This is a genomic window from Rhodothermaceae bacterium, from assembly GCA_009838195.1.
In the GTDB taxonomy this organism is placed as follows: Bacteria; Bacteroidota; Rhodothermia; order Rhodothermales; family Bin80; genus Bin80.
Window position 1 is genome coordinate 126634 of sequence record VXSC01000002.1, and the last position, 25203, is coordinate 151836.

The 25203-nt window shown below is 50.0% G+C and carries 24 protein-coding genes and 1 tRNA gene; 11 read left to right on the plus strand and 14 right to left on the minus strand.

Annotation, left to right across the window (positions count from 1 at the left end):
- Positions 1-54: 54 nt before the first annotated feature.
- The 3 genes from F4Y64_00580 to queE all read left to right on the plus strand — a co-directional run bounded on the left by F4Y64_00580 (position 55) and on the right by queE (position 2203).
- Positions 55-969 (plus strand): MBL fold metallo-hydrolase, encoded by a 915-nt coding sequence (locus tag F4Y64_00580; protein MXX96105.1) that lies wholly within the window; start codon positions 55-57, stop codon positions 967-969.
- A 134-nt stretch (positions 970-1103) separates the two neighbouring features.
- On the plus strand, positions 1104-1577 hold the full coding sequence (locus F4Y64_00585; GenBank protein MXX96106.1) for a hotdog fold thioesterase: 474 nt from the start codon (positions 1104-1106) through the stop codon (positions 1575-1577).
- Positions 1562-2203, plus strand: coding sequence for a 7-carboxy-7-deazaguanine synthase (gene queE / locus F4Y64_00590; protein ID MXX96107.1), 642 nt, complete (start codon positions 1562-1564; stop codon positions 2201-2203). The genes F4Y64_00585 and queE overlap by 16 nt, the downstream gene beginning before the upstream one ends.
- On the opposite strand, the gene F4Y64_00595 is transcribed toward queE, so the two are convergent.
- The gene (locus F4Y64_00595) at positions 2204-3109 is read right to left on the minus strand and encodes an aminotransferase IV (GenBank protein ID MXX96108.1); all 906 of its coding nucleotides are present in this window, start codon (positions 3107-3109) and stop codon (positions 2204-2206) included.
- A gap of 7 nt (positions 3110-3116) precedes the next feature.
- A complete protein-coding gene (locus F4Y64_00600; protein ID MXX96109.1) occupies positions 3117-3836 on the minus strand; it encodes a sulfotransferase family protein in 720 nt (239 codons plus the stop codon).
- Positions 3837-3938: 102 nt separating this feature from the next.
- Between F4Y64_00600 and F4Y64_00605 the strand changes: the two genes are divergently transcribed.
- The gene (locus tag F4Y64_00605; GenBank protein MXX96110.1) at positions 3939-4733 is read left to right on the plus strand and encodes an inositol monophosphatase family protein; all 795 of its coding nucleotides are present in this window, start codon (positions 3939-3941) and stop codon (positions 4731-4733) included.
- A gap of 66 nt (positions 4734-4799) precedes the next feature.
- On the opposite strand, the gene F4Y64_00610 is transcribed toward F4Y64_00605, so the two are convergent.
- Positions 4800-6314, minus strand: a complete 1515-nt coding sequence (locus tag F4Y64_00610; GenBank protein MXX96111.1) for a GH3 auxin-responsive promoter family protein — start codon at positions 6312-6314, stop codon at positions 4800-4802.
- A 112-nt stretch (positions 6315-6426) separates the two neighbouring features.
- Between F4Y64_00610 and folP the strand changes: the two genes are divergently transcribed.
- The 3 genes from folP to F4Y64_00625 are packed head-to-tail and all read left to right on the plus strand — an operon-like array spanning position 6427 to position 8805.
- Positions 6427-7347: a dihydropteroate synthase gene (gene folP / locus F4Y64_00615; GenBank protein ID MXX96112.1), complete on the plus strand. Its 921-nt coding sequence runs from the start codon at positions 6427-6429 to the stop codon at positions 7345-7347.
- Positions 7344-8138, plus strand: coding sequence for a TIGR00159 family protein (locus tag F4Y64_00620; GenBank protein MXX96113.1), 795 nt, complete (start codon positions 7344-7346; stop codon positions 8136-8138). Before folP ends, F4Y64_00620 begins: the two co-directional genes overlap by 4 nt.
- A 7-nt stretch (positions 8139-8145) precedes the next feature.
- Positions 8146-8805, plus strand: coding sequence for a protein-L-isoaspartate(D-aspartate) O-methyltransferase (locus F4Y64_00625; protein MXX96114.1), 660 nt, complete (start codon positions 8146-8148; stop codon positions 8803-8805).
- On the opposite strand, the gene F4Y64_00630 is transcribed toward F4Y64_00625, so the two are convergent.
- The 6 genes from F4Y64_00630 to aspS form a co-directional block, all read right to left on the minus strand.
- The gene (locus tag F4Y64_00630; GenBank protein ID MXX96115.1) at positions 8798-10060 is read right to left on the minus strand and encodes a hypothetical protein; all 1263 of its coding nucleotides are present in this window, start codon (positions 10058-10060) and stop codon (positions 8798-8800) included. The two genes, F4Y64_00625 and F4Y64_00630, sit on opposite strands and share 8 nt — an antisense overlap.
- 170 nt (positions 10061-10230) lie before the next feature.
- Complete coding sequence (locus tag F4Y64_00635) at positions 10231-10620, minus strand: hypothetical protein (protein ID MXX96116.1); 390 nt, start codon at positions 10618-10620, stop codon at positions 10231-10233.
- A 145-nt stretch (positions 10621-10765) separates the two neighbouring features.
- Positions 10766-10849: transfer RNA gene (locus tag F4Y64_00640), tRNA-Leu, on the minus strand.
- Positions 10850-10927: 78 nt separating this feature from the next.
- Entirely contained in the window at positions 10928-11116 is a 189-nt protein-coding gene (locus F4Y64_00645) for a hypothetical protein (protein MXX96117.1), read from the minus strand.
- A 169-nt stretch (positions 11117-11285) separates the two neighbouring features.
- Complete coding sequence (locus tag F4Y64_00650; GenBank protein MXX96118.1) at positions 11286-11717, minus strand: hypothetical protein; 432 nt, start codon at positions 11715-11717, stop codon at positions 11286-11288.
- Entirely contained in the window at positions 11714-13543 is a 1830-nt protein-coding gene (gene aspS / locus F4Y64_00655) for an aspartate--tRNA ligase (GenBank protein ID MXX96119.1), read from the minus strand. The genes F4Y64_00650 and aspS overlap by 4 nt, the downstream gene beginning before the upstream one ends.
- A 143-nt stretch (positions 13544-13686) precedes the next feature.
- Between aspS and F4Y64_00660 the strand changes: the two genes are divergently transcribed.
- Together F4Y64_00660 and F4Y64_00665 are read left to right on the plus strand one after the other, a co-directional pair.
- A complete protein-coding gene (locus F4Y64_00660; GenBank protein ID MXX96120.1) occupies positions 13687-15189 on the plus strand; it encodes a peptide MFS transporter in 1503 nt (500 codons plus the stop codon).
- Between the two features lie 179 nt (positions 15190-15368).
- The gene (locus F4Y64_00665; protein MXX96121.1) at positions 15369-16109 is read left to right on the plus strand and encodes an FkbM family methyltransferase; all 741 of its coding nucleotides are present in this window, start codon (positions 15369-15371) and stop codon (positions 16107-16109) included.
- A gap of 128 nt (positions 16110-16237) precedes the next feature.
- Here the strand turns inward: F4Y64_00665 and F4Y64_00670 are convergent, their stop codons facing one another.
- The 5 genes from F4Y64_00670 to F4Y64_00690 form a co-directional block, all read right to left on the minus strand.
- Complete coding sequence (locus F4Y64_00670; GenBank protein MXX96122.1) at positions 16238-17515, minus strand: glycosyltransferase family 4 protein; 1278 nt, start codon at positions 17513-17515, stop codon at positions 16238-16240.
- 180 nt (positions 17516-17695) lie between these two features.
- Positions 17696-18871: a glycosyltransferase family 4 protein gene (locus F4Y64_00675; protein ID MXX96123.1), complete on the minus strand. Its 1176-nt coding sequence runs from the start codon at positions 18869-18871 to the stop codon at positions 17696-17698.
- 213 nt (positions 18872-19084) lie between these two features.
- Positions 19085-20524, minus strand: coding sequence for an O-antigen ligase family protein (locus F4Y64_00680; GenBank protein MXX96124.1), 1440 nt, complete (start codon positions 20522-20524; stop codon positions 19085-19087).
- A 34-nt stretch (positions 20525-20558) separates the two neighbouring features.
- The gene (locus F4Y64_00685; protein ID MXX96125.1) at positions 20559-21725 is read right to left on the minus strand and encodes a lipopolysaccharide biosynthesis protein; all 1167 of its coding nucleotides are present in this window, start codon (positions 21723-21725) and stop codon (positions 20559-20561) included.
- Positions 21722-23620, minus strand: a complete 1899-nt coding sequence (locus F4Y64_00690) for a sugar transporter (protein ID MXX96126.1) — start codon at positions 23618-23620, stop codon at positions 21722-21724. The genes F4Y64_00685 and F4Y64_00690 overlap by 4 nt, the downstream gene beginning before the upstream one ends.
- Before the next feature lie 98 nt (positions 23621-23718).
- Between F4Y64_00690 and ispE the strand changes: the two genes are divergently transcribed.
- The gene (gene ispE / locus F4Y64_00695) at positions 23719-24624 is read left to right on the plus strand and encodes a 4-(cytidine 5'-diphospho)-2-C-methyl-D-erythritol kinase (GenBank protein ID MXX96127.1); all 906 of its coding nucleotides are present in this window, start codon (positions 23719-23721) and stop codon (positions 24622-24624) included.
- Between the two features lie 37 nt (positions 24625-24661).
- Positions 24662-25162, plus strand: coding sequence for a sulfatase-like hydrolase/transferase (locus tag F4Y64_00700; protein ID MXX96128.1), 501 nt, complete (start codon positions 24662-24664; stop codon positions 25160-25162).
- The last annotated feature ends 41 nt before the right edge of the window (positions 25163-25203 follow it).

The following is a 25203-nucleotide window of genomic DNA, read 5'->3' on the forward strand; positions in this document are numbered from 1 at the left end:
GTATGTGCTTATGAAGTTGATCTCAGAGTAAACCCAATCTGAACCGTGCAGCTTCTGAGCAGCGAACTTCCTACATGGCTGGTGGATGTGCAATTTCGTGGGCGACCACGTCTGATTGCCTGTGCAGTGCTTGAAACGAACCAGGGATTGACGTTGATTGACCCAGGGCCTTCAAGCACGCTGCATATGCTGGAACAGGCATTGAAATCTCATGGTGGATTGAAGGCAGTTCAGAACGTGGTTCTAACACATATTCATTTGGATCACGCCGGCTGCTCAGGCCGATTGGCAGCAGTTCTGCCGAAGCTGAACATTTATGTGCATCCAGTCGGAGTACGTCATCTGATTAACCCTGAACGGCTGATTCAGAGTGCTCGGCGGATTTACGGAGAGCGAATGGATCCGTTATGGGGAGAGATCCTGCCAATTCCTGCAAGCCAGGTTCATACGGTAGAAGATGGAGCTGTCCTGGATATAGGTGGTCGCAAATTAAGGTCCTGCTATACGCCCGGACATGCCTCTCATAATATTGCGTGGCTAGAGGATGAAGCGGCAGTGGCATTCACCGGTGATGCTGTAGGGATGAGGATTGAAGGTGCAGACTATATTATTCCTGTCGCGCCACCACCGGATATCGATCTGGTTCTCTGGGAGGAGTCGCTTACAAGACTGGAGGAGGAGGCCCCCAAGAAGCTGTTTCTGACCCATTTTGGCGTTGTACACGATGTAAAGAAACATCTATCTGAAATGCGTAGACGACTGCGTGCATGGGCGGGTGCAGTTCAGAACTCCCTGAAGGATGATTCCGAATCCGATGCCGTGCGGGCAAAAGCCTTTCATGCCTCAGAAATGAAGCAGATGCACACCCTGGTGGACGAATCATTTCGAGAGCCATACAACTATATGGGGCAGCCGTGTGAGAGCTGGTACGGCTTTGCGCGCTATTGGCGCAAAAAGGAAGGGAAATAGGGTCGCGCGTAGCCATGTCATCCGCTCCATCTTGCGGCTCAGGTGGTGCAAGTAAAATAGATAGATCTCCATCCAGCGGCAGATATTCGTGTATGCGCGTATAAGTTTGGATATTTATAAAAATTTCGAATAATATGGCGAAAATCTGGAAAAGTGATATAACCGTGGAACGACTGAACAGTCGAGGAAAAGGGACGATGGTGGAGCACCTTGACATCAGGTTCACGGAGATCGGTCCTGATTACCTGCGCGCATCCATGCCGGTAGACCATCGCACGAATCAACCCATCGGACTGTTGCATGGGGGAGCTTCGGTCGTACTGGCGGAAACCTTGGGGAGCGTTGCAGGGGTCCTGTGTGTGGACGTCAGGAAACAGTTTGTGGTGGGGCTTGAGGTCAATGCAAATCACTTAAGGCCAGTCCGAAGTGGCCGTGTAACAGGCACAGCACGTCCGCTGCATCTTGGACGAAAAACTCAGGTCTGGCAAATCGATATCGTAGACGAACAGGACTGGCAGGTTACAGCCAGTCGCTTAACCGTAGCGGTTCTCGAGTGGGGAGCAAATACCCCGGGGCTTGAAGAGCGAATTGCATGGCTTACGCAGTAAAAGAGATTTACTATACACTTCAGGGAGAGGGCCATATGACAGGGCGCCCTGCAGTCTTCCTGCGGTTTACCGGCTGTAACCTCTGGAGTGGGCATGAAAAAGATCGTTCCAGTGCAACCTGCCAGTTCTGTGACACAGACTTTGTCGGTACGGATGGAATTGGAGGCGGGCGCTTTGCAACACCGGCAGCACTTACGAATGCAGTTTGCGCAGCTTGGCCTGGTACAGCATCCACCCGTGCCAAACCCTATGTGGTCTGTACGGGGGGAGAGCCTCTTTTACAGATGGATCGCACCTTGATTCGGGCCCTTCAGGAACGTGGTTTTGAGGTTGCTGTGGAAACCAACGGTACACTGCTTCCACCTGATGGATTGGACTGGATTTGCGTAAGCCCCAAAGCAGGCGCCCCCTTAGTGCTGAAGAGCGGCAATGAACTCAAACTCGTGTTCCCGCAACCGGATGCAATGCCAGCGGAGTTTGAAATGCTGGATTTTGAGTATTTCTTTTTACAACCAATGGACGGTCCCAATCTTGCTGAGAATACCCAGAAAGCCCTGAGCTACTGCCTTGAACATCCGCAGTGGAGGCTCAGTGTTCAGACACATAAAGTCTTGGATATTCCCTGATTAGAATGGCAAGGGGGTTCCTTCGGACCTAGTCTTTTCCCAGTAGGCGTCACGCAGTTGCAAGGTGAGAGGGCCTGGCTTGCCAGTGCCAATGATTCGTCCATCCACTTCGAGGACAGGGGTCAACTCCCCCATTGTGCCAGTGGTGAACATCTCGTTTGCCGTATACATGTCGGTGATGGAAAGATTCATCTCACGACAGGGAATATTCAGGTCCCGGGACATTCCGAGAATTTTTGCACGTGTAATTCCGGGTAGACAGCTGTCTGGCCAGGGGGTCAGGAGTCGTCTGTTTTTCACGAGAAAGATGTTTGTTGCATTGGTTTCAGAGAGGTATCCGTGGATGTCCAGCATGACTGCATCATCCACCCCGGCTAAGTTCGCCTGGATTTTCGCGAGGATATTGTTGATGAGGTTATTGTGGTGAATTTTGGAGTCCAAACACTGTGGAGTATTGCGGCGGATGGAAGAGGTGATCAAGCGAATGCCGCTTTCTGCATAAACCGGTTTTTTCCACTCTGCCAGCACAATGAGCGTGGGGCCGTGTACATTGAGGCGGGGATCCATCCCGGAAGTGGTTTTTTCTCCTCGGGTCAAGGTCAGTCTTACGTGGGTATCGTCACGCATCCCATTGGCTTTTAGGGTGGCAAAGAGGGCATCACGGACAAATTCATGTGTAGGGAGGTCTACAAATCCCATGGCATGTGCAGATTGCATGAGCCGAGCCATGTGTGCATCCAACTCAAAGACACGTCCATCGTAGACGCGCAGGCCCTCCCAAACCGCATCCCCGCCCTGGACAACGCTGTCAAATACAGAAACCTTTGCCTCAGATCGGGGCACCAGGCGATCCTTGACCCATACCATGATGGTGTTGTTACGCTCGTCGGGTAGAGAGATGTGCATGATTGGTTTAAGCTTTTAGAGCGTGGTGATATAAGTAATTATAATAGGGAATACACTCATTGAGTAATGGACGCAGAAAATCAGGGAAGGGAGCTGATTTATGTGTGTAGGGTGCGAAGCCTGTAGACTTATGAAGCACATGATACCAGTGCGGGGCCCAGACACCATCCTCCGGGATTGGTTTTGCTTCCCAGTGGAGCATGATTGGATCAAAATTGATTCCAAGTTCTGAACACAGATTGCGAAGGATTTTTTCAGGGTCGGTTAAGACTTCGCGTGCATCAAGAACGCATGGAGATTTTCCACGGTGTGTCAGATAGTCGAAAACTTTCCGCTGCATGGCTAATGCTGTATCCGCAAGTTTGGGCCGCGGAACCTGATTGATGAGTGAGGGGAGCATCTGTTCGGGGTCACGAATCAGGATCACCGTGGTCATCTGATCCAGGAATCCCCAGTCTAGATCAATCAAATGATGTCCCATATTTTTGACGAAAAGTATAGGATGATCGCACGGCTCCAGGAGAGTTTCCTGGACGACCTTTTCCCCGGAATGCTCCATTGTGGCCAGGATCTCATCTCGGCCGGGATGTGATGCACCCGTACTTCGAAGGTAATGGGCATAAAGCGGCTCGTCAATCACATGTGTATCCGGGCGTTGGGCGAATGAATACATGAGTGCTGTAGACACATTGCGGGGGCCACTGCACAAGTGAATTCGTAAGCACATGGCAAATTTGTTTCAGATGGAGAAATACGGTAACATGTACGGGTCACGCGTATCAAACAACCTGCCTTGGTACATGTTGACGATCAATCCACCGTTAAATTCATGGAGTCACTGGAAAATTTTTTCCGTACGCTATTAGAGGAAGCTGGGCGTCGTGCAATGAGCTACTTTCTTCGCACGACTCATGAGATCAAACGGGACGGTTCACCGGTTACCGCCGCAGATAAAGCTGTTCAGGAATATCTGGTCGCTGCGATTATGCGCAAGTTTCCCCAAGATGGAATCATCGCGGAGGAAGATGAGGTGTTACGCAGCCCGCGGCAGGGCTCACGCTATTGGACAATCGACCCGATTGACGGCACCGTTTCGTTCATGGCGGGGATGGCAAGTTGGGGGATCGCCGTTGGATTGATCGAAGAAAACGTACCGGTTGCGGGGTTCATCTATCTTCCTGCAACCAGGGATCTGTTTTATTCGAATGGAACACATGTATGGAGAAATTCTCAACCCAGGTTACTTACCACGGATCGTTCCTTGCACACAAACACCATCTTGCTGACTCATGCACGTCCTCATCAGCGCTATACACTTCGGCGGTCGTTTCCAGGCCGTGTTCTATCTCTAGGAACGGCATCGGCGCATTTGAGCCTGGTAGCAACTGGGGGTGCTCATGTGGTTCTGATCGGCCACGATAAAGTCTGGGATCTGGCTCCAGGCTATGCGATGCTATCTGCCAATGGCGGGGTTCTACGCTATCTCGATGGAACAGACTGTGACCTCTCTACTCTCTTGGATGGGCGGTCGGCACCGTTGCCAATGCTCGGAGGCCCGGCGTCTTTGGTAGAAGAAATCCTGTCTCACCTGGATTACTGGGCGATCCCCAGCGTAGCGGTTTAGGGATAGGATAGAAGGCGAAGGATTGTTGTGCAAGTAGGGTCTCGGAATAGCTCAAAATCCGAAGTCCTACATGAATTCGTCCACACAAATTCGACGTGCATCCTGTCCAGCATGTGCTAGAATGCCGTCCGCGATGTTGCGCTGATCACTCATTCTGGGGACCTTTGTCTGGCTACGGATCTGTCCCTTACTGGTTTTCAGCCATGCGTTGAAGGTCCCCTCTGGGACAAGCACGATCTCGGGTGGCCGGAAGGCTTTCGCCTCACGGCGAGTTTGATAATGCCGGTTTATATCACAAAGTGCAAAATCCAGTGATCGGATAAATGCCTCGCAGTCGTGAGGGATTCGGCTAAACTCAAGGAGCCATTCATGGGTCGGAGTCTGCGTACCATTTGGGGGAATGGCAGAAACGTGGTATTCCCGAACAAGACTATCTGTAACGTCACAGGTCTTGTTGATTGCTTCACGGGCATCCTCGCCGAAAACGGCTTCTCCATATTTGTCAATCATCTCTGATGTTCTGCCGGCAACCACAATCTTGTGCGGGGAGGTATTGGTAAAACGAATCACATCGCCCAATACGTAGGACCAGAGTCCACTGCATGTGGTGAGGATTGGAGCATATCTTACCCCGGTTTTTACATGCTCGATGGTCAATCTCCTCGGATTCTCTGATGTGAGTTCATCTAGTGGGACAAACTCGTAGAAGACACCATTATTTAGATGCAGATGCATGGCGGGGTCGCTTAAGTCGGTTTGATAGGAAAAAAATCCCTCCGAAGCACCGTAGACTTCCAGAAAATCTATGTTAGGTAAGCCAATCTGCTCTTCAAGAATGGATCGATAGGAGCTAAGGGCGACCCCTCCTGAAATATACAGTTGCAGTTTGGGCCATACCTCTCCAACGGTTCTCACACTGGTTCCATTCACCTCATTGTACCGCTCAATTAATAGCCCAAAAACTACCAGGGCCCATGTTGGAGCCATCGCTACCAAACGAATATCTTGGTTCATCGTTTGGTCGACAACAGAGCGCAATTTTGTATCCCAGTCAGGAGCAAACGCAATCGAAGACGGAAGTGCCTGCAGGAAAAGCCTGAAGACTCCAGGGGCAAAAAGAGTTTGCAATCCACTGACCTCCCCGATGAGTGTACTGGGGAAATTGGGATCGCCTTCAATGGTTCCGGGAAGTGTTAGATGTTTACCAAGAAGAGTTTTGACAGACCTTGAGCGCATCAAATACTGCAAGGTAAGCGTCACTGCAAAACTGCGATTCAACTGGAGCATATCCTTACTGAGAGGAATTACTTTCCCTTTTGAAGCAGTTCCACTTGAGACGGCAAAATGTTTAATCCCACCGGGCCAAAATAGATCTTCTGCACCCGCTCGCACTTGATCCACGAACGGTTGAATATCATCATAAGTGTGAATGGGTACGCGGGCCTGATATGCTTTCACGACATCCGATTCTTGGGCAATTCGTGCAAACTCAAACCTCTGCCCCCACTCGGTGTTTGAAGCGCGACGTAGCAAGCGGCGCAGCAACTTGGCTTGTATTTTGGCAGGTGCGCGTTGATTCATAATTTAGGCGGAGATCGCAACGGACAGAAAATGGGATTGGTCTGAGTAGTTATGTTGGCCTCCAGCCACGCACGTTTATGATTGATTCGCACCGTTAAACACACATAGGAAGATGCAGGATCCACAGAATATCACAGATCACTCCGCAAACGAGAGGCCTTCTGGCTTGATCTGCCGAGATCAGTGGCTTGATTGTGCTAACGGTACTGTGATCATGGGGATTTTGAATGTGACCCCGGACTCTTTTTATGACGGTGGTAAATATACCAGCACATCTGAAGCATTAAGCCGCGCCGAGGTCATGCTTGAGGAAGGGGCAGCGATTATTGATGTCGGAGGTGCCTCATCGCGCCCACGTGGTAGTGTTTATGGTGCGGGTGCGGAGCATGTCCCAGATGAATCCGAGATCAAGCGTATTATTCCTGTGATCAAGGCAATCCGGCAGTCATTTCCTGAGGCGATTATTTCCGCAGATACATTCAGCCCCACCGTTGCACTAAGGGCGCTTGATGCCGGAGCACACATGATCAATGATGTGTCTGGTCTGCAGAATGGATCTGCTTCGGCAGAGTATGCGGCTGAGGTGGGTGCAGCATATGTGGTGATGCATTCGGTTCGTCGTGAAGGCAGCTTAGTTCACGCTGCGGACTACAGTGATGTAGCTGTTGCAGTGTATGAAAGCTTGGCAGAGTCGGCAGAGCGGGCCCAAGAGGCGGGTGTAAAGAGCATTGTGATTGATCCTGGGTTTGGGTTTGGCAAACGGCACAGGGATAACTTGCGCTTGATCAAGCGCCTTGACTTACTCACCGAATTGCGGTATCCTGTACTGGTAGGGATATCTCGCAAGAGCACAGTTGGTCAGATTCTAAGTGATAATGGGGCACCGGCATCAGTCCATGATCGCTTGTTCGGATCACTTGGGATCGCGGCTGCGGCGGTACTTCGGGGAGCAAAGATTATCCGAACTCATGATGTTCGTGAAACCCGTGAAATGATTCAAGGCTTGGAAGCAGTTTTACACGTCTCATCATGAATCTTTTTGGCATCATCCCTGTGCGGTTGATTGATCTGTTCGAGATCCTGCTGGTAGCCGTCGTGTTCTATCGGCTCTACATAACCATGCGCGGCACGTTGGCAGTGTCACTGTTTGTGGGGCTGCTGGGTCTTTTGTTTATCCAGTTTCTGGTCGAAGTGACGGACATGAAGGTTTTACAATTCATGTTTTCAGCTCTCAACGATATCTACGTATTGGCAGCAATCATTGTATTCCAGCCCGAGATTCGGCGGGTATTGATCTTTTTGGGACAAACCCCGCTCCTTCGCCGCCTCTTTGCACCTGTAGGTAAAGAAGAGGTAGTCACCGAAATTGTTGCCGCGACTAGCACGTTGAGTCAGCAGAAATTGGGGGCGTTGATTGCATTCAAGCGTACCGATGGACTCCGAAGTTATGAGGAAACGGGAGAGTCTTTACGGGCGGTGATTACCAGAAATCTCTTGGTGTCTATCTTTCACACGACTAGCCCTTTGCATGATGGAGCGGTCATTATTTCGGATAATCTTATTGAGGCAGCGCGCTGTATCTTGCCCGTTTCTCGCAGTAAGCGCTTAGGAGGGCAATTTGGAACAAGGCACAGGGCGGCTGTTGGGCTCACGGAAGAAACAGATGCATTTGTAGTGGTGGTATCCGAGGAAACCGGGAAAATCTCCGTTGCAGAGCAAGGTGTAATGATATCCGGACTCACGACAGAAGAGCTAAAAAGTCAATTATCTGAAGCTCTGAGCGCACGGATGTCCTCAGGTGGACTGGGGCAAACAGAAAAATAGTTTTAGTATGGCGAAATCAGGTGGGGTTTATATCCGAAGGAGAGCGGAGTTGGTCGAAACGGTCAGAGAAAATGGTGTGACAGACGAGCGTGTTCTAGCTGCGATTGGACGGGTCAAGCGAGAACAGTTTATCGAGCCAGCCTTGCGGCATCGGGCCTACGAAGATTTGGCTCTGCCAATCGGTATGCGGCAGACAATTTCTCAACCGACTACGGTAGCATTTCAGACGATGCTGCTGGATACAGAACCGGGTGATAAGGTTCTCGAGATTGGTACCGGTAGTGGGTATCAAGCAGCGGTGCTTTGTGAGATGGGGGTCCGAGTCTACTCAGTTGAACGGCATCGAAGATTGCATGAGAGGGCAAAATCAGCTCTGAATAAGCTTGACTATCGAGTATTACTGCGTGTTGGAGACGGGACCCAGGGATGGCCAGGTATCGCTCCATTCGATGGGATTATCGTAACCGCAGGAGCACTTGAAATTCCACAGAGGCTCCTTGAGCAGCTACGGGAGCCCAATGAACAAAAACGCGGTGGGCGTCTGGTCGTGCCGGTGGGAGATAAGAACGGACAACTTATGACAAAGGTGACTCGGACTGGTAAAGACTCTTATGAATCAAGTAAGCGCGGAGATTTTTTATTCGTCCCGCTGGTGAGTTCTAAATAATCACTGTTTCAGCCGGGCCCTCATAGGCCTTGATCAAGGCACGCTTGGCATCATCACGCAAGTGGTCGGCGGTTTGATGTTCATTGGTCATGGCCACTGCGCCAATGAATGCTCCTCCGGTGAGCAACCCTCCCTGATTTGCAATCTCACTTTGAACCTTGTGGTGCCAGTCCGCGAGTGCATCTTTTTGGCAATTCTTAAAGACGCCGTACAGTAGTTCACCAAATTTGATCACACGGCTATTTGGATCTACACGAAGCAAGCAATCTGAGAATGTTTTTTCGATATCATCAAGAAAATCCCCGTACATTTTGGCCAGTGTCTCTGACCTCTGAGGAACCACGAGGGCAAATACGAGGTCTTTATCCTCAGCTCTTGCCGTCATCATTTCCTCGTAAATTATCTCGTGCCGAGGGCGATTCGGGTCTTCCCTGTAGAACAGTAGCGCGAGCGTCTGCCCGAGGTTTTCGAGTAACTCTTTGGCACGGGGGTGAGACAGTCCGCTCTTAGTTATGGTGTCTACAATTAGTAGCTTATCAGTTTCTCCAATGGAAGCAACTCCGATGTAGGTGATGCTGGCTGGTTTCCTGCTGTAGGTCAGGTGATTCGACTGCAGACCTTGGGAACCAACAGGATGAATTGCCACAGATTCGGATTCCTCCAGAAGGTTATACTTCAGAACAAACGACTCTCCACGTGAGCGTATCCAGTCGAAGCCCGCGGTACCACAAACCTCGTACTCGTAGTCATCCGAGATCGGGCGAATAATTCCGACTGCATGAGCGTCAAGTACGGCACGGAATCCTTGCAGGATTGGAACTAGAATATGTTTATCAAGCGGATTGTTGGGCACGTATGGAGTGGGTGTGTCTCCAGGACTAGGTTGGGGAGTCTCTGTTAGCAGGCTCAGTTGAACCACCCCGGGTGCATCTGCGGCTGCGTCCTGGGTTTTCTGGTCAGAAAGTAATTCTTCCGAGTCTGCAGGAGATTTGTCCGAGTCTACCGGGCGAATATCCAGGATTCCTAAATCAGCTAATGATTCTTCTTCATTTAGTGCCTGAGCCTCTGAATCTGAGGTTTTTGGCTTACGGTTACGTTTCGAGGAAGGAATAGCAATCCACAGGATCAGCGAGATCAGAATGAGGCCTGCCATTGGGATGTATTTCCACCACTCATTGATCCCAATTGAGTTGACAGTGAAGAGCGTAATGGTCGACGCTACGATGGCCAGGATAGTAAAGGTGATTCGCAGCATACGTAGTCGTTAGAATAGGTGTATTATAAGGGGCAAAAATACCGAAACATCGCCCAAAATACAAACCGCTGAACACAAGGATCCGTTTGGGCTTCCATCGTTCCGCTAGGATACAATTCAGAGCATCTTTTCACCAATGCCGATTCAGTTTTCTTGGCTGTTGAAGGCCGTTATTGGATGTCCAGTGAGTCAGGTAGATCGTTTCGCTGCAGATTTGGGTTGAGCAGTGGGCCGGTCAGAGGGAGATCAAAACTTGTTAGAAAATGTGCAAGCGTAGAAAACCAGAATTCTTGTTGGAATTCAACCCACCTGTCTTCATCGGACAGATCTGTCATTTTGTGTTCTTCTATATCAAGGTAGAAACTACGCGGCCAATCAGGGAATCGGTCCTGTGCATCTTTGACGATCTGGAATGCTGCCTGAGCGGCTTCTGGAAAACTCATCTCCTGGGTTACAATCATGTAGATTGATACCGTGTTGTCAAAATTCATCCAGATTCCAGGAGATTCCGGTTTGTTGTACTCTGGAATAAAAGGGGGATTATCAGTGTGGTCCCCCATGATAACAGATGGAAATGATAAGCTGAGTGTATCTCCCACACATCGGCCCGTTGACGTGAGAATCCAATTGAGAAAAAGTTCTGTGTTTGATCACAACGGGCCGGTGAATCGGTCTTTACGCATTGCGAAAAGATGAAAAAAACGGTGCCCGGGACTGGAATCGAACCAGCACGCCCGTAAGGGCACTGCCCCCTCAAGACAGCGCGTCTACCTATTCCGCCACCCGGGCTGATGGTGATCCCGCCAGGGCTCGAACCTGGGACCCTCTGATTAACCTACCACACCGGCTTTCACCGGCCATCTGGATTCATGTTGTGGTCTGGACCATCTCTTCACCCTTCCATTTGATGGGGTAGGGTGGGCTGCGTATGGCCTCTGAGGGCTCTCTCGAATCCGCACCACGCGGAAAAGGGTCCAGAATGAGTCCCAATAACCCGGCACGGTTAACGGGAACGGACTGGATTGCCCAATTCAAGGTTGCCTGCTGATTACCCATCTATCCGCCGCATTTTTACGTGTGACGACGTAGCGACGACTTTAGGGCGTCCCAGCATACAGCAGCCTCCACTCATACAGTTTCCTGCATGAGGCTCCATGACTTAAAGTCAGATGCTCTTCCAACTGAGCTACGGGATCAGAATTTAGAGAACTAACAACCCACCAATTTACGGCAAATTTTCCGAATGCTCAATCCTTTGCTCCTGCATTTCCCAGAGTATTTTCATGGGGAAGCGAAGGATCAGTTGTCCCTTTAACTTCGAAGGATCAAAATTGATGAACCCATGCGCCAGATAAATCTCTGTTGGGAGGCAGCGCCAGAGAAATTTAATCTCCCGGTCTCCTTGTCGGTAGTCGCGTGTGATAATCATTCCAACCAGATGCTCTAGACCAGAGCCAACAAATACATCCACTCCAGAACCGTCAGAGCTTATAGTATTACGGATGAACCCATAGTCCATCGGATAAATAATATCTGGATATCGGGGATGGGGCGTTTCTCTGGGGCGATCCAGCAGGATGCCCTCGGAGAGGATTAATCTTTCCCAGCGCTCCCAGGGAAATCGGTCTTGTAGCAATAATGCATAGGCATCGGTCATTCAGGTTCCGGAACAGACCGAATGTTTAATTCACTGAGTCGTTCAGGTTCAACCGTTGAGGGGGTGCCAGACATGGGCTCCTGTGCACTTTGTGTTTTTGGAAATGCAATCACTTCACGGAGAGACGTTGATTGTGAAAGTAGCATGACAATCCGATCCAGCCCCATGGCGATTCCTCCATGCGGAGGGGCTCCATAACGCAGAGCTTCCAGTAAAAATCCAAATCGCTCTTCACTCTCTTCGTCGGGAATTCCCAGAGTATCGAACATCTGTTTTTGAACTTTTTGATCATGGATACGGATTGACCCTCCTCCAATCTCCATTCCATTGAGCACGATATCATAGGCGCGGGCTCGAACATGTGCCGGATCGCTCGAAAGCAGCTCCAGATCATCTGTTTTTGGGGAGGTGAATGGATGGTGCATGGCTGAATAGCGTTTTTCCCGCTCATCCCATTGCAGCAGCGGAAATTCGGTAATCCATGCAAACTGCCAGGAGCTCTCATCGATACAGCCAAGCTCGCGGGCCATATGCAGCCGGAGGGCTCCCATTTGCTCCTGTACCGTGGGCCATTTGCCACAAAGGATCAGCAGGAGATCTCCCGTCTTGGCCCCAGATACCTGGATTGCTTCGGTTACAAATTCCTCTGGAAGTACATGACTTTTTACAGAGCAGTTTGGAGGGGTGCCGTCGGAAGGGATTCGCACATGAATCAGGCCACCGGCTCCGATTCGTTTCCGCACCACCGTCTTATCCAGGCGATCCATATATCCTCTGCCTTTGTCGCCAAACTCTGGAATAACCAGCCCCAATACCGACCCTCCTGCAGAAAGGGCCTGATCGAATACCCGGAATCCTGAATTTTTGAACGCAGAACTGAGATTGCATATCTGAAGATCAAAACGCAGGTCAGGCTTGTCGGAGCCATATCTCCAGAGTGCATCTTGGTAGGTCAGCCGCGGAAAAGGGGTGGGCAGCTTAATGCCGAGAACCTCGTCCCAGAGTGCTACCATCAAGCCTTCGGTCAGGGAATAGATTGCATCCTCCGTTGCAAAGGCCATTTCCACATCAATCTGCGTGAACTCCGGTTGCCGGTCGGCACGCAGGTCCTCATCTCTGAAGCATTTAACAATCTGAACATATTTGTCCAATCCCCCGATCATCAGGAGCTGCTTATAGGTCTGTGGGCTCTGAGGAAGGGCGTAGAAGGCCCCTGGATGCACCCGGCTTGGAACCAGATAGTCGCGTGCACCTTCTGGCGTTGATTTCATGAGGGTTGGCGTTTCCACTTCAAGGAATCCCTCTGCATCAAAATAGCGGTGGATCACCTGGTAAACCTGATGTCTCAGGATCATTTTCTGCAACAAATCCGGTCGCCTGAGATCAAGGTACCGATATCTCAGGCGCAGATCTTCAGAGGCTAGCTTCGTCTTTTGTGTGTGACTGGAGATAGAAAATGGTAAGGCCTCCGATTCGGCAAGAATACAGAGGCTCTCAACCCGAACCTCAATCCTCCCCGTTGGGAGTTTGGGATTCACGGTTTCGGGTGAGCGCAGTGCGACAAAGCCCATGACGGATATGACGTACTCGCTGCGCAGGCGGTCTGCAAGTTCATGCGCAGCGGGGTTGTCCTGAGGCGAGAACACGATTTGCGTAAGGCCATAGCGATCCCGGAGATCTACAAAAATGACCCCTCCGAGATCACGCCGTGTATCTACCCAACCTTTTAGTACAACCTGCTCGCCTAGATGTACGTCCGAGAGCTTGCCACAGGTATGTGTTCGATCTGGATGTTGATTTGTAATGTTTTCGGAAAAGCCAGACATCGTTAGTATGTGATTTTTCGGCCTAAGCCAAACAATCGGTAAATATACCGGATACGCGCGTAGGAGTAACTATTTTTCGTGAGAAGATTTCACAAAATCAAACAGACCTCGTATCTTGCGTCGCTACACTACAGATAAAAGTGATGACAACAGGCACTAAACCCCCACATGCGGCACAATGGTTCGGCCATCCCCGGGGGCTTTCTACATTATTCTTTACGGAGCTCTGGGAGCGGTTTAGCTATTACGGGATGCGAGCGCTTTTGGTGCTATTTATGACGACTGCAGCTGCGGAAGGGAACCCGGGATTGGAGTTTGGGGAAGGCAAAGCTGGAGCGATCTACGGCTTATACACTTTTTTCGTGTACGTCCTGGCTTTACCTGGTGGATGGATTGCAGATAATCTTTGGGGGCAGCGTAAGGCGGTTTTTGTTGGAGGATGCATTATTGCATTGGGGCATTTCACGATGGCTGGCCCACTGGTAGGTTTCCCGGATAACGGCAGTTTTTTCCTAGGGTTGATGTTCATTGTCATTGGCACAGGTCTGCTTAAGCCGAATGTAAGTACCATGGTCGGAGACTTGTATCCAGAAGGTGGTGCAAGGCGGGATGCAGGGTTTTCGATTTTTTATATGGGAATCAATCTTGGGGCATTTGCCGGGCCAATCCTGACCGGATTACTGGGCGAAGCCTACAATTGGCATTATGGATTCTCTCTGGCAGGCGTAGGCATGATCTTCGGACTGATTCAGTATCGTATGGGCACAAAATATTTGGGGGATGCCGGCTTGCTGAAATCAGATGTATCCGAAGATACATTAAAGAGAAAAACGCGCGTTACTTATATCGTTTTGGCTTCCTCATTTGTGATTGCTGCTGTGGCAGGCACGCTACTTTTGCAGGCGCTCCCCCTGGAGACACTCGCTGCCTGGCTTGGGTATGCGGTGATCGGAATTGCAGTGGCATTTTTTGCTTACCTCCTCATTTTCACTAACCATACCAAATTGGAAAAGAAGCGTTTGGTTGTCATTTTCTGGTTATTCATTCTGGCCGCCATTTTCTGGTCGGGATTTGAGCAGGCAGGATCATCCCTCAACCTATTTGCCCGTGATTCTACGGATCGGATGTTGGGTGGATGGGAATTGCCGGCCAGTTGGCTTCAATCGGTCAACTCCACGTTCATCATCATTCTTGCACCTGTATTTGGTTCTCTCTGGATTACGTTGGCCAGACTTAAGCGAAATCCATCCATTCCCGCAAAATTTGCTCTTGGATTATTAGGGCTGGCGGGGGGCTTTTTTGTCATTGCCTGGGGCGCGGCGAATGCAGAGGATGGGTCCCTGGTATCTCCGGTCTGGCTAGTTGTCATGTATTTTCTGCACACGGTGGGAGAATTGAGCTTAAGTCCGGTTGGGCTTTCTTCAATCACCAAGTTGGCACCTGTAGGAAGGGTGGGGCAAATGATGGGGGTATGGTTTATTGGAACTGCACTGGGCAACTTGTTCGCAGGACTCGTTGCAGGGCAACTGGAGACGCTGGATGCGGCGGCTCTATTTGGCAACGTAGCGATGATCATTGGGGTTTCAGGGGTTGTGGCCCTTGCCGCGTTCCCATTCATCAAGCGTCTGATGGGAGACGTAGATTAGGGCCAGGCATTCATTTGCGGCGATTGACCGACGTTGCCAGCCTAGCGGGGTATCTGATTCAGTTGAGGAAAATCATCGGATTGGAACATGGCTCTGTCGTAAATCGTGGTAAATGAAAGATTTGAAACTCCAAATCAACCACAGTCCGAATCGGATAGATTCTAACCAATTCTGGCACCATGCCATCTAGTGAAGGGCCAAAACATTACATTAAGCGTTTTGCACGACGCCTCGGTTTTGATGTCATACGATTCAACGCGCGCTCTTCACCTGTGGCAAGACGAATTAAGTTATTCCAGCACTTTGAAATAGGTTGCGTGCTTGATGTCGGAGCAAGTACCGGCGGATATGGCGCTGAGCTCCGTTCCACTGGCTATGATCAGCGCATTATCTCATTTGAACCATCTTCTGATGCGTTTCGCGTGCTTGAAGCCCGTGCAAGCCGGGATGCCCTCTGGGACACAGTTCAGCTCGCACTCGGAAAGGAATCAGGTGAAGCGACGCTGAACCTCTCTAACAATCTTGAGAGCAATTCCATTCTACGTATAAAGGATCGCCACACAGCGGCTTACCCCCAAGCGAAGTATGTCGGGCAAGAGGTCATTGCAGTAGATACTCTTGACCATGTGTTTGATCGCTACTGTACCACCGATACTCCTATCTTTTTGAAGATTGATGCCCAAGGTTACGAGCACCAAGTACTCTTGGGTGCCGAAGCTTCATTAGCGCACATCAGAGGAGTCCAGGTCGAATTATCGCTCGAGCCGATGTATGAGAATGAGACGCCTTTCTTGGAAGTCATCACATACCTCCAGGCACACGGGTTTAACCTCATGTCTCTTCAGCCGGTCATTGACGATCCTGTTACAGGTCAATTGCTCCAGGTTGATGGACTTTTTTTCAGGCCACTCACCGAGTGAACGGAGGCCTTGCACCGGTAGGTCAGCGTATTATCTGGTCTTTCCCACCCAGATCAATTTGCCGCTATAATGAGGTTTAGTGCGCCCGACAGGAAAATGCGCATTCTATGGCACATTTTAAAACCGAGTTAAGCGAGGTGACCATAAATCTGGTTAAAGATGACTTCAGAAAAGCCCTCTGCTGTATGATGATCACCAAACGTTGAAGCTTTTATTGTGTCAAATGGAAAGTTTTGTGGCGATTCTAACCACTGCGACATACCGCTGGCTATGTCATCTGGTCTGGAAGATTCGACTTCAATACCGAGTCCAAAATCACGGATGTAACGCCCGATAAGTCCATAATTGCTTCCCAATACTGGTTTACCAGCCTGGGCAGCACGAACCAGAATGCCACTGGATCCGGCGTGTCGCTGATAGGGCAACAGAATAAGATCAGAGGCGGAAAATAGATTGATCATCTCCGTATCGGATACAAATCGCAATACCTTTACTATCTGCACTCTGGACGACTTTTTTAAGATATCTAACTGTTCCATTAGTGCGTCCTGATAAGCAGGTGCCACGTGTCCAACGAGTGCCAAGCACAGTTTGGTTTGATTTTCGCGGGAAAGTAAGCGGACTGCATCCAACGTTTGAGTGACACCTTTACGTTCGGCTAAACTGCCAAAGAAGAGTGCTAATCTACGTTCGGATTCCACGCCCCATTTACACCGTGTCTCTGATGGACTGATGGAAGGAAGCTGTGGCTCAACGCCGTCTGGCAGCGGAAGAATACGCACAGTTGGAGAACTGTATTCTTCTGCGAAGTACGGATCAAGGCTGAAAAGATGTTTAAAATGTGGATTGCGAAGTGCCGCGGCTAAAAAAATACGTTTGCGCATATATCGCGCAAAATCACCAAGACCATCCCGAAACCTGATCCGCTGTCCAGCACGTAGAAAAGGCCGAAAATATATTCCTGAAATTGAAACTGGATGTTTAAACCTGAGTCCGAAAGAGAGAGAGAGTTGGAAATGGTCAAAATCCAATAGCAGGCAGTGTGTAGGCTTCAACTCGTTCAGAGAATTCTTAAGGATGTGCCCCTGCATTCTGGCAGTCTGGACAAGGCTTCCTGACGAGGGCAGCTCAGGCAATTCCCGGATATCAGCACGGTCACATCGCTTGACCAGCTCAACTAGGTCGGGATGTTTTTTCAAGAGCGAGGGCGTGACCATAATAGATAGGTGGCCTCGAAATGTTCGCGCACACCAATATTGCGTGAGCTGCTTTACATACTGGCCATGATGGCCAGTAGCATTCAGGTCAAAAAGAACAAGGTGCGGCATATTCATTTGTTGGCTCTCCCTTGAATGAGATGGGTCTTCTTCCCGGTCAGGCACATTGCAAATTGGTTGCCGATCCATCTATTTTTGCGTTAGTGCATCGGTAGCCTGGGGCAAGGCCACGAGATAGTCCTTCAAAAGAAGGATCACGGAAGGTACCTGCACACACAATGAGCCGTCCAACTGACTGTTTACTCAGTTTTTCCAGAATGGGACACTGATACTCGGATACGAAACGTGCCACATAGGCAATCGGGTGGTTCATGCAGATGCCTGTTTAAGGACATGCTCAAACTGATCGGTGATTTTACCGATCTCAAATTTTTCGTCTGCCCATCTCCGAGCACTTTCACCCATGGCCTGACATAACTCCGGTTCATCTAGAAGTAGTTGGGCTTTCTGAACAAATCCAACGTGATCGTTTGGATCTATGATAAATCCTGCCCCTGAGTCCTCAATTATCCGCGCTGCAAGATTTTCCTTGGGGATGGCCGCAAGAACTGGCCGGCCCGCGCAGAGACAGGTCAGCACTTTTGATGGCACGGAAAACTGTCCTGCATCCTCAGTGAGTAAAACCAGAAGCAGTTGTGCACTGGCATACATCGCAGGTAGTTGATCCGCTTCCTGGTAGGGTAAAACCGTCAGGTTATCGAGATTATGCTCAGTAATTACTTTCGTAAGCCAATCTGCACCTGCTCCCTGAGAAACGACTATAATTTGAGCACGACTACCGACCTGTTGTGCAAGATGTAGCAGGATAGCAGGATTGTGCTTCATGCTCAATGTACCCGCATAAAGTAGAATCGGGCGTTGATTGAGTTTATTTCTTTGTGCCCATATCGAAGGATTACCTTGAAATCTATCCAGAGTACCCCAGTTTTCGATCACATAGCAGCGATCAGGTATAATCCCAAATTTCTGAAGGGCAGGAGTAAAATCCTCCGTGATTGAAATTACAGCATCACTCCTTCGAAGCAATCGTCCCTCAAGTGACTGAAAGTAGCGACCAATGACAGAAGAAATAAGGGGTAGCTTCGATTTGAGGACCCTGGAAGTTGCCAATCCAATCAGGTCCTGGAGCCAGAACACAAATGGGATACCGTTTTGTTTGCATGATCTCAGGATGCGTTCCTGTGCACTGAGCGGTGCATTTGCAGAAATCACGATATCCGGGTTAAAATTCAGAATGACACGAGCAGCCAAGCGCCCATATTCCTGTTCCTGAATCCACCGCTGAACGAGATTGTATTTGTTGAGTGGGCGAGAGGTTTGGACAGGTAGGAGCGTGAAGTCGGCAGGGCTATCACATACATTATGAGGGGTTGTGACTAGGCTGTCACAATAGGCGTGACCGACATCATGTCCACGATCTTGAAGAGCTTGACTCAGCGTAACCGGGAAGGCGTAGGCCCCGAAATCGTGGATCAATACTCGCATGATTCAACAGTTCAAAAGCATGATATCTCACCGCTAATCAACCATGCATGGCTGATTTATTCCCAGGTGCTGCTCAAGTAATACGTATGTGTCAGGGTAGCATGCATATGGAATTTACGGTCCGATGCATCATTGATTTTGCACAACCTCTCATCGTACGGAGGAGAGAATCCAATAATTCATTTGAGGGGGCAGACTTACGTAAGATGTCTCTTAGGTATGGCTATTAGGCGCAACAGCCCGATTTGATGATCGCTCGCCGGCGCCAACCGCTAATCCTGCCGCGATGGCAATAATAAATAACTGATTCTTCAGAAAAAATGGATTCCCAACCAGGGTGGTAATGGTCAATGCGATAAGGGGGATAGCACCCGCCAAGCCAGCCAAACGAGTCCAGTGATCTGCTGTATCACTCCGAAATGCATGCAGTCCCAGTTTTACAGTCGAATACCAGAAATATAGTACTAATCCGAGCCCCCAAAGGCCATATTTGTACCAGAGACCGACATATCCATTGTGCACAAACGAATCTATGTCCGTTGACTGATGAACGATATCGTAAAACACGTAGGATACGCCAGGCCCATATCCGATCAGGGGATTCATTATAATTTTCTCGAGCACGGCTTGAGTCTCCCGGAATCGGTTCACGAGAGACAGATCTTGCGTAAATGCCGTAGCAATTGTGCTAAAACGTTCCGCAATCCCCTCGATAATCACATTCAGAAATGGACCAATCAGGATATATCCGATGCCAAGGATCAGGACACTTATGATGGTGCCGATCGTCAGTATTTTGACTCGTTCCGGGGTACGAACAAGTAGGACGAGGACGAACGCCCCAAGCATAAATGCCAGCCAGGCTCCCCGGGCCTGCGTCATGATCAATCCAGCGAACGTGAGTGCCACGGCACTTGCAGAAAGTAGCAGTGAAATAGGATTTCGGGCATAGACCAACAGGGTTAGGCTCATGAGTGAACCAATCGTGAGAAGCGCGTCGTTCACAACCACTCGTGATCCAGAAATATGCGATAAATGTGTGGCATTTGACAAATCCGATGCATATTCAAATGAATTTGTAATAGCCACCACAACGCTCATCATAACCACGGTAGTGAGCATGAGCTTTGGACCTATCCGATGATGAACGACGGCGTGTTTAACCGGGAAGTAAACCAGTAGCATAGAGAGTGAAACCAACTCGCTGAATGCCACTAGAAAGTCCCCACGGAAGAAATATGTTAGGATTAAGGTTGCCGGAAGCAATCCCAGGAAAACTGCCAGTGCTAAGTCTGTTTTTTCGGTCAGGATGTCGGATGATTCAGAAATCGCATGGCGTAAAAACCACGTCAGGAGGAATGCATAGAGATAGGCTGCATAGGCAATCTCAATTACTTGGAACCCTTCTTCATTGGAGGCTACCAGTACAAACCCCAAAATGGCTATCATCAGGTTGAGGAGGGGGTATGCAAGTAAAATTCTTGCTGCGATAACTCCTAGAACCGCTGCAGGTAGTGCGATTAAATATGGGACATATCCGGTACTGGCCAGGGCGAGGATCAGACCTAGGCTGAGAATGAGCCCAGTTACGATCAAGGCATTTCCGGCGCGGTAGAGCTTCAGGGGAGAGAGTTGAATCCCAACTTGTTGCATGACATGCTCCTTCTCAAGTCTCGGATAGAGTTCCTTACACTACTCCACCGGGGGACAGCTTCGAGGCAATCAGAAGATGATTGCGTTTCCACCAGGCACTGATGAGCGCATAAAGCAGGGAGAGCAGGAAGCCCGAGAACGTACTGACGACGCAGATTGCCGCACGCCAGGGACGGGCTTTCTCTGTGGGTGCGATGGCAGGATCGAGTACTTGTACTGATTTTGCTTCACGCTCCTCAGCCAATAGAGCCTCTTCTAGTACTGGACGTGCAAACTCCAGCAGAGTCGTCAAGACGAGAAATTCTTTCTCCAATCGAACAAACTCAAGTGCAACGTCCGGAAGACTATCCTGCGGTACGGGCATGAGTCGCTCTTGTCCCTCTAAAGCACGATCATAGGATTCCATAGCTCGTTCGACGGCCTGTTGCGCAGCACGCGTCTGGGAATGGTCGGGGCCATAGAGAGACAGCAGAGTTCCATATTCAAGTTCAGCGCGAAAAATCTCGGATCGCCATTCGGTCAGCCCCTCCATAAATGCAGCTCCCTGCGCCGGCAGATCCAGCACGCCGGTCTCCTCCTGGAGTGTGTTGAGTGCCGATAGAACGCTAGTGAGACTGTCCTCCGTTGCCTGGTAACGGTTTTCGACCGTGATACGGTAGGACCTAGCGGTTCTTGTAGATAGATCGATCCCAATCTCATTTAATCGTAAGACAAAGAAATTCGCCATGTCAGCTGCCCGTTGGGCTTCTTTGTCATAAACTTGGACTGCAAGGTAGTTGTATTCGTTGTCGACGACGAACTCAATATTTCCTTCTAACTCTTCAATCGCGTACTCCATGGGAGCATCGCTGTCGGCAAGGTCATACACCTCAATGAGATCAAACTCTTCGATAACACTTTGCTTTACGCTACGGCTGTCCAATATAGCAAGCTCTTGTTGGTAGTCGCTGACTAGTCCTCCAAGAAGGGAGGAGGCACTGCTGCCGATAGGTCCGCCGATCATACTCGAAAGCAAGCCGGAAGATGTTTGTCCGGGGATCAGAAGACGTGTTTCTGCCATATACCAGTTTGGGAGGAAAAGGCTAATGATCACCGCCGCGATGCCGGCAAATCCCGTGACTCCAAGGATAAACCATCGCCGAGCCAGGATTGTCCGAGCCAAAGACCAGACAATCTCCGATGTTTTGGAATTGGTCATCATCGCAGCAGGGCAATAATTGTTGCAGTCACACCAGTGGCCGCCGACAAGCTTGTCACGAAGACCTGAAATCGTTGGAGTCGGGCTTGACGTGTACTCAGCGTCAATTGCTCCAGCCAGTCGACAAAAATTGTGTCACCGGAGCGAATTGGTTCATTCAGGCCTTTGCGTACGGCTCCGCTGCTCCCATCAAATATGTACACATCTTCCGCTCCCGGCCCCAGGCCCCCAGCACGGTTGACATAGTGCCGGGCAGTCATTCCGGGGACAAAGGTAACATATCCAGGTTGTGGGACATGTCCCGAAACATAGATGGTCCCTTCATCACGTGGGAATACGAGGCGATCACCATCGTAAAGCACGATGTCATCGCTGCTACCAGCTAATGCGCCGGCTATATCAACGGCTACCTGATTGCCAATTTCCCCGGAAAATGAGCGCTGGAATCCCTCAGTAAAGGATTGAACCGCTCGATTTCCACTGAGCGGCTGGGGGCGCGCGGTGGGAAGAAGGCCTTCGGGGACCTGAATTAATTTGTCGACACTCGTGCGCTCCAGTACAGCCGCATTCGGGTTGGCTCCTTGCTTGAGGCCACCCGCCAGCTCAACCAATTGTCTCAGTGTAGTAACACCACCTTCTATGCGATACTCCCCTGGATACGCAACCCATCCCTCAATACTGGCTGTGGCGGTTTCCCGTTCATAAACGGTGACATGGTCCCCAGGCATCAACGAATAGGTCGCGATGGAATCCTTCTGTAAACTATCAAGGTTGTGGTCAAGTACTGTGCGGTGTTGTTCACCGCTCCACCGCATTACACGAAACCGGACGGTTGGATCAAGAGGTCGTCCTCCCGTCGCAAGATCAAGAACACTCAACACGGTATCATCCGGTCGCCAATCATACAATCCGGGCCAGGCTACGTCACCGGATACACGGACTCCTTCACGAACAACGTGATACGCGGGGACATTAATACGATCCCCATCTCGCAAGAGAGGATTATGATCCGTACTTCCGGTTGTTTGATAACGTGTGAAGTCGACCAACTCTTCCGTTCCGTCAATACGTTGTACGCGAACATTTCGAAATGCTGGCTGATACACATCGTTAATCTTGGGACGGAACGCGCGCTCAGGCATTCCAACGTTAACTTCAACGTCTTCGATGGTTTGCCTCGTCGTGACCACACCAGTCGAAAGGGCTTGTTGAATCACATCACTGACACGCGAGACGGGGAGCACAAGGTAACGTCCAGTTCGGGCGACTGTGCCTGTAACATGGACGAAAAAACTCCGTGCTTGTATGAGTGAAATACTCACGGACGCATTCGAAAATCGAGATTCAAGTAGTGCAATGGCTTCCTGTTCGACTTCGGCCAGAGATCGTCCGCTGGCCTGCAGGAGGCCCACCTCAGGCAGTAAAAGTGCACCGGAGATGGAGACCGTTACAGGGAGTTCAGTCGGGATCACGCCCCCAATCATTATATTGAAAACATCCCCCGGACCAACGAGGTATTCGTTCGGATCCACAGCACCCTCCAATGCCAGGAGGCCCGATTGCCCAGCTTGACTGAGCATAGCCCTCCGCATTTGCTCCTGAGGGTTGCTATCGGAATTCACAATCAGTGCGTTATTGTTGGAGAACTGAGCACTGATAGGAGGGACAAACGAAAAGAGCAACAAAGCAGTGGCTAAAAAAGCAACTAGCCTAAACATCGGCGAATAAAAGTTATGCGACAAATGGATACGAAGTAGCCGATGTACCGATAAATACGATGGGATCTTGTCAGAAGTGGCGAGGTCCAACGGTGCACTGCAAGTCTTGTTTCCAAACAAATCTCCGATAACCCCTGTTTTACGCCTCTTATGGATTATTTTGGATCTTATTGTGAGCATTCAATGAGTTGATGCCTTAAAGAATGTGAGGAAATAGTTTGAGGTTATCCCCGAGCTGGATTTGTAAAAAACACGAGCCTGTTAAATTGTCATGAAATTTGATATGCTTCCGGGATTGGGGTATAAATCGCGAATACCAAACACACGAACTGACGTTAGAGCAGGTGTTATTTGAAAGTGCTCCGGCCAAGATCAACCTTGGCCTCCACATAATACGTAGACGGGCGGACGGATACCATGATCTGGCAACAGTGTTTCATCCAATTGGATGGGCTGACAGGATTACGGTCAGTTCTGCAGGGGAAATCAGCATGACCTGCACAGATGCCACGCTTTCCTGTGGAAGGGACAACCTGGTTATTCGCGCGGCCAAGCTTTTGCGGGAGGTTGCGGGGATTGATCAGGGGGCTTCGTTCCATCTGGAAAAAGTGCTTCCGTACGGCGCAGGACTTGGGGGCGGATCCAGTGATGCTGCCACGGCACTTCGCATGTTATGCAATCTTTGGAAATTAGACGATTCAGCCCTTGCACTGGGGTCACTAGCCCTGAAGATTGGTTCAGATGTGCCGTTCTTTTTGCATGGGCACACCGCACATGCAGAGGGAAGGGGGGAGCGGTTGACTCCCATGACCGATTATGTTTTCCCATTTAGTTTAACCGTCGTCGTCCCTCCCATTCACATTTCTACGTCATGGGCATTCCAACAGGTAAATGTATCGGAGACAAATCGCACGAATCTGATTGATGTGGTTCGGTCCAATGACTTGGATCGTTGGAGATGTGAATTGGTCAATGATTTCGAGAAGCCAGTTTTTTCACAATGGCCAGCAATACAGCAAATCAAGTCTTCACTGCTGCGCAGTGGGGCAGGGTTTGCGTCTCTTACTGGGTCAGGTGCGGGTGTATATGGTATCTTTGAGAGCAGAGAAGATGCGGAGGGGGCGGCTGAAGAAGCTGCAGCGAAAGGGTATGCCACATGGCACCAAGCTGCGGTGAATATTTAGGAAAAAATTTACAGGTTAACTCGCGATAGTTTTTCTGATGTCCCGTCTAACTCATCTGCTATTTGCTGTGATGCTGTTTGCGTCCTGCAGCTCCGAACGCCCTCCGAACGTGATTATTATTCTGACTGATGATCAGGGTTGGGGCGATCTATCAATCAATGGCAACACCAGTATCAATACGCCGAATATTGACCAGATCGCCCATTCGGGTGCCAGATTCGAGAACTTTTATGTGAGCCCGGTCTGTTCTCCGACCCGCGCGGAGCTTTTAACAGGACGATACCACCCCCGGTCGGGTGTGCATGGAACCAGTGCGGGTTCGGAACGCATTGATCTAGGTGAGACCTTAGTCTCTGAGGTTTTCCAGGGCGCAGGCTATGCTACGGGGGTCTTTGGAAAATGGCACAACGGACAGCAGGCCCCATACCACCCAAACAGCCGCGGATTCGATCATTTTTATGGGTTTCCCTCGGGCCATTGGGGACATTATTTTTCTCCTCCTCTAGAGAGAAATAGTGAACTCGTTCAGATCTTATAGCAGGACGGTTCTGCCTGATTAGCGCTACCTTAGCGCGATCC

Bases quoted from the DNA above. Each gene is read 5' to 3' on its own strand.
- F4Y64_00585 (MXX96106.1), top strand. From the start codon at position 1,104: ATGGCGAAAATCTGGAAAAGTGATATAACCGTGGAACGACTGAACAGT.
- queE (MXX96107.1), top strand. From the start codon at position 1,562: ATGGCTTACGCAGTAAAAGAGATTTACTATACACTTCAGGGAGAGGGC.
- F4Y64_00595 (MXX96108.1), bottom strand. From the start codon at position 3,109: ATGCACATCTCTCTACCCGACGAGCGTAACAACACCATCATGGTATGG.
- F4Y64_00600 (MXX96109.1), bottom strand. From the start codon at position 3,836: ATGTGCTTACGAATTCACTTGTGCAGTGGCCCCCGCAATGTGTCTACA.
- F4Y64_00605 (MXX96110.1), top strand. From the start codon at position 3,939: ATGGAGTCACTGGAAAATTTTTTCCGTACGCTATTAGAGGAAGCTGGG.
- F4Y64_00610 (MXX96111.1), bottom strand. From the start codon at position 6,314: ATGAATCAACGCGCACCTGCCAAAATACAAGCCAAGTTGCTGCGCCGC.
- folP (MXX96112.1), top strand. From the start codon at position 6,427: ATGCAGGATCCACAGAATATCACAGATCACTCCGCAAACGAGAGGCCT.
- F4Y64_00620 (MXX96113.1), top strand. From the start codon at position 7,344: ATGAATCTTTTTGGCATCATCCCTGTGCGGTTGATTGATCTGTTCGAG.
- F4Y64_00625 (MXX96114.1), top strand. From the start codon at position 8,146: ATGGCGAAATCAGGTGGGGTTTATATCCGAAGGAGAGCGGAGTTGGTC.
- F4Y64_00630 (MXX96115.1), bottom strand. From the start codon at position 10,060: ATGCTGCGAATCACCTTTACTATCCTGGCCATCGTAGCGTCGACCATT.
- F4Y64_00635 (MXX96116.1), bottom strand. From the start codon at position 10,620: ATGGGGGACCACACTGATAATCCCCCTTTTATTCCAGAGTACAACAAA.
- F4Y64_00645 (MXX96117.1), bottom strand. From the start codon at position 11,116: ATGGGTAATCAGCAGGCAACCTTGAATTGGGCAATCCAGTCCGTTCCC.
- F4Y64_00650 (MXX96118.1), bottom strand. From the start codon at position 11,717: ATGACCGATGCCTATGCATTATTGCTACAAGACCGATTTCCCTGGGAG.
- aspS (MXX96119.1), bottom strand. From the start codon at position 13,543: ATGTCTGGCTTTTCCGAAAACATTACAAATCAACATCCAGATCGAACA.
- F4Y64_00660 (MXX96120.1), top strand. From the start codon at position 13,687: ATGACAACAGGCACTAAACCCCCACATGCGGCACAATGGTTCGGCCAT.
- F4Y64_00665 (MXX96121.1), top strand. From the start codon at position 15,369: ATGCCATCTAGTGAAGGGCCAAAACATTACATTAAGCGTTTTGCACGA.
- F4Y64_00670 (MXX96122.1), bottom strand. From the start codon at position 17,515: ATGGATCGGCAACCAATTTGCAATGTGCCTGACCGGGAAGAAGACCCA.
- F4Y64_00675 (MXX96123.1), bottom strand. From the start codon at position 18,871: ATGCGAGTATTGATCCACGATTTCGGGGCCTACGCCTTCCCGGTTACG.
- F4Y64_00680 (MXX96124.1), bottom strand. From the start codon at position 20,524: ATGCAACAAGTTGGGATTCAACTCTCTCCCCTGAAGCTCTACCGCGCC.
- F4Y64_00685 (MXX96125.1), bottom strand. From the start codon at position 21,725: ATGATGACCAATTCCAAAACATCGGAGATTGTCTGGTCTTTGGCTCGG.
- F4Y64_00690 (MXX96126.1), bottom strand. From the start codon at position 23,620: ATGCTCACAATAAGATCCAAAATAATCCATAAGAGGCGTAAAACAGGG.
- F4Y64_00700 (MXX96128.1), top strand. From the start codon at position 24,662: ATGTCCCGTCTAACTCATCTGCTATTTGCTGTGATGCTGTTTGCGTCC.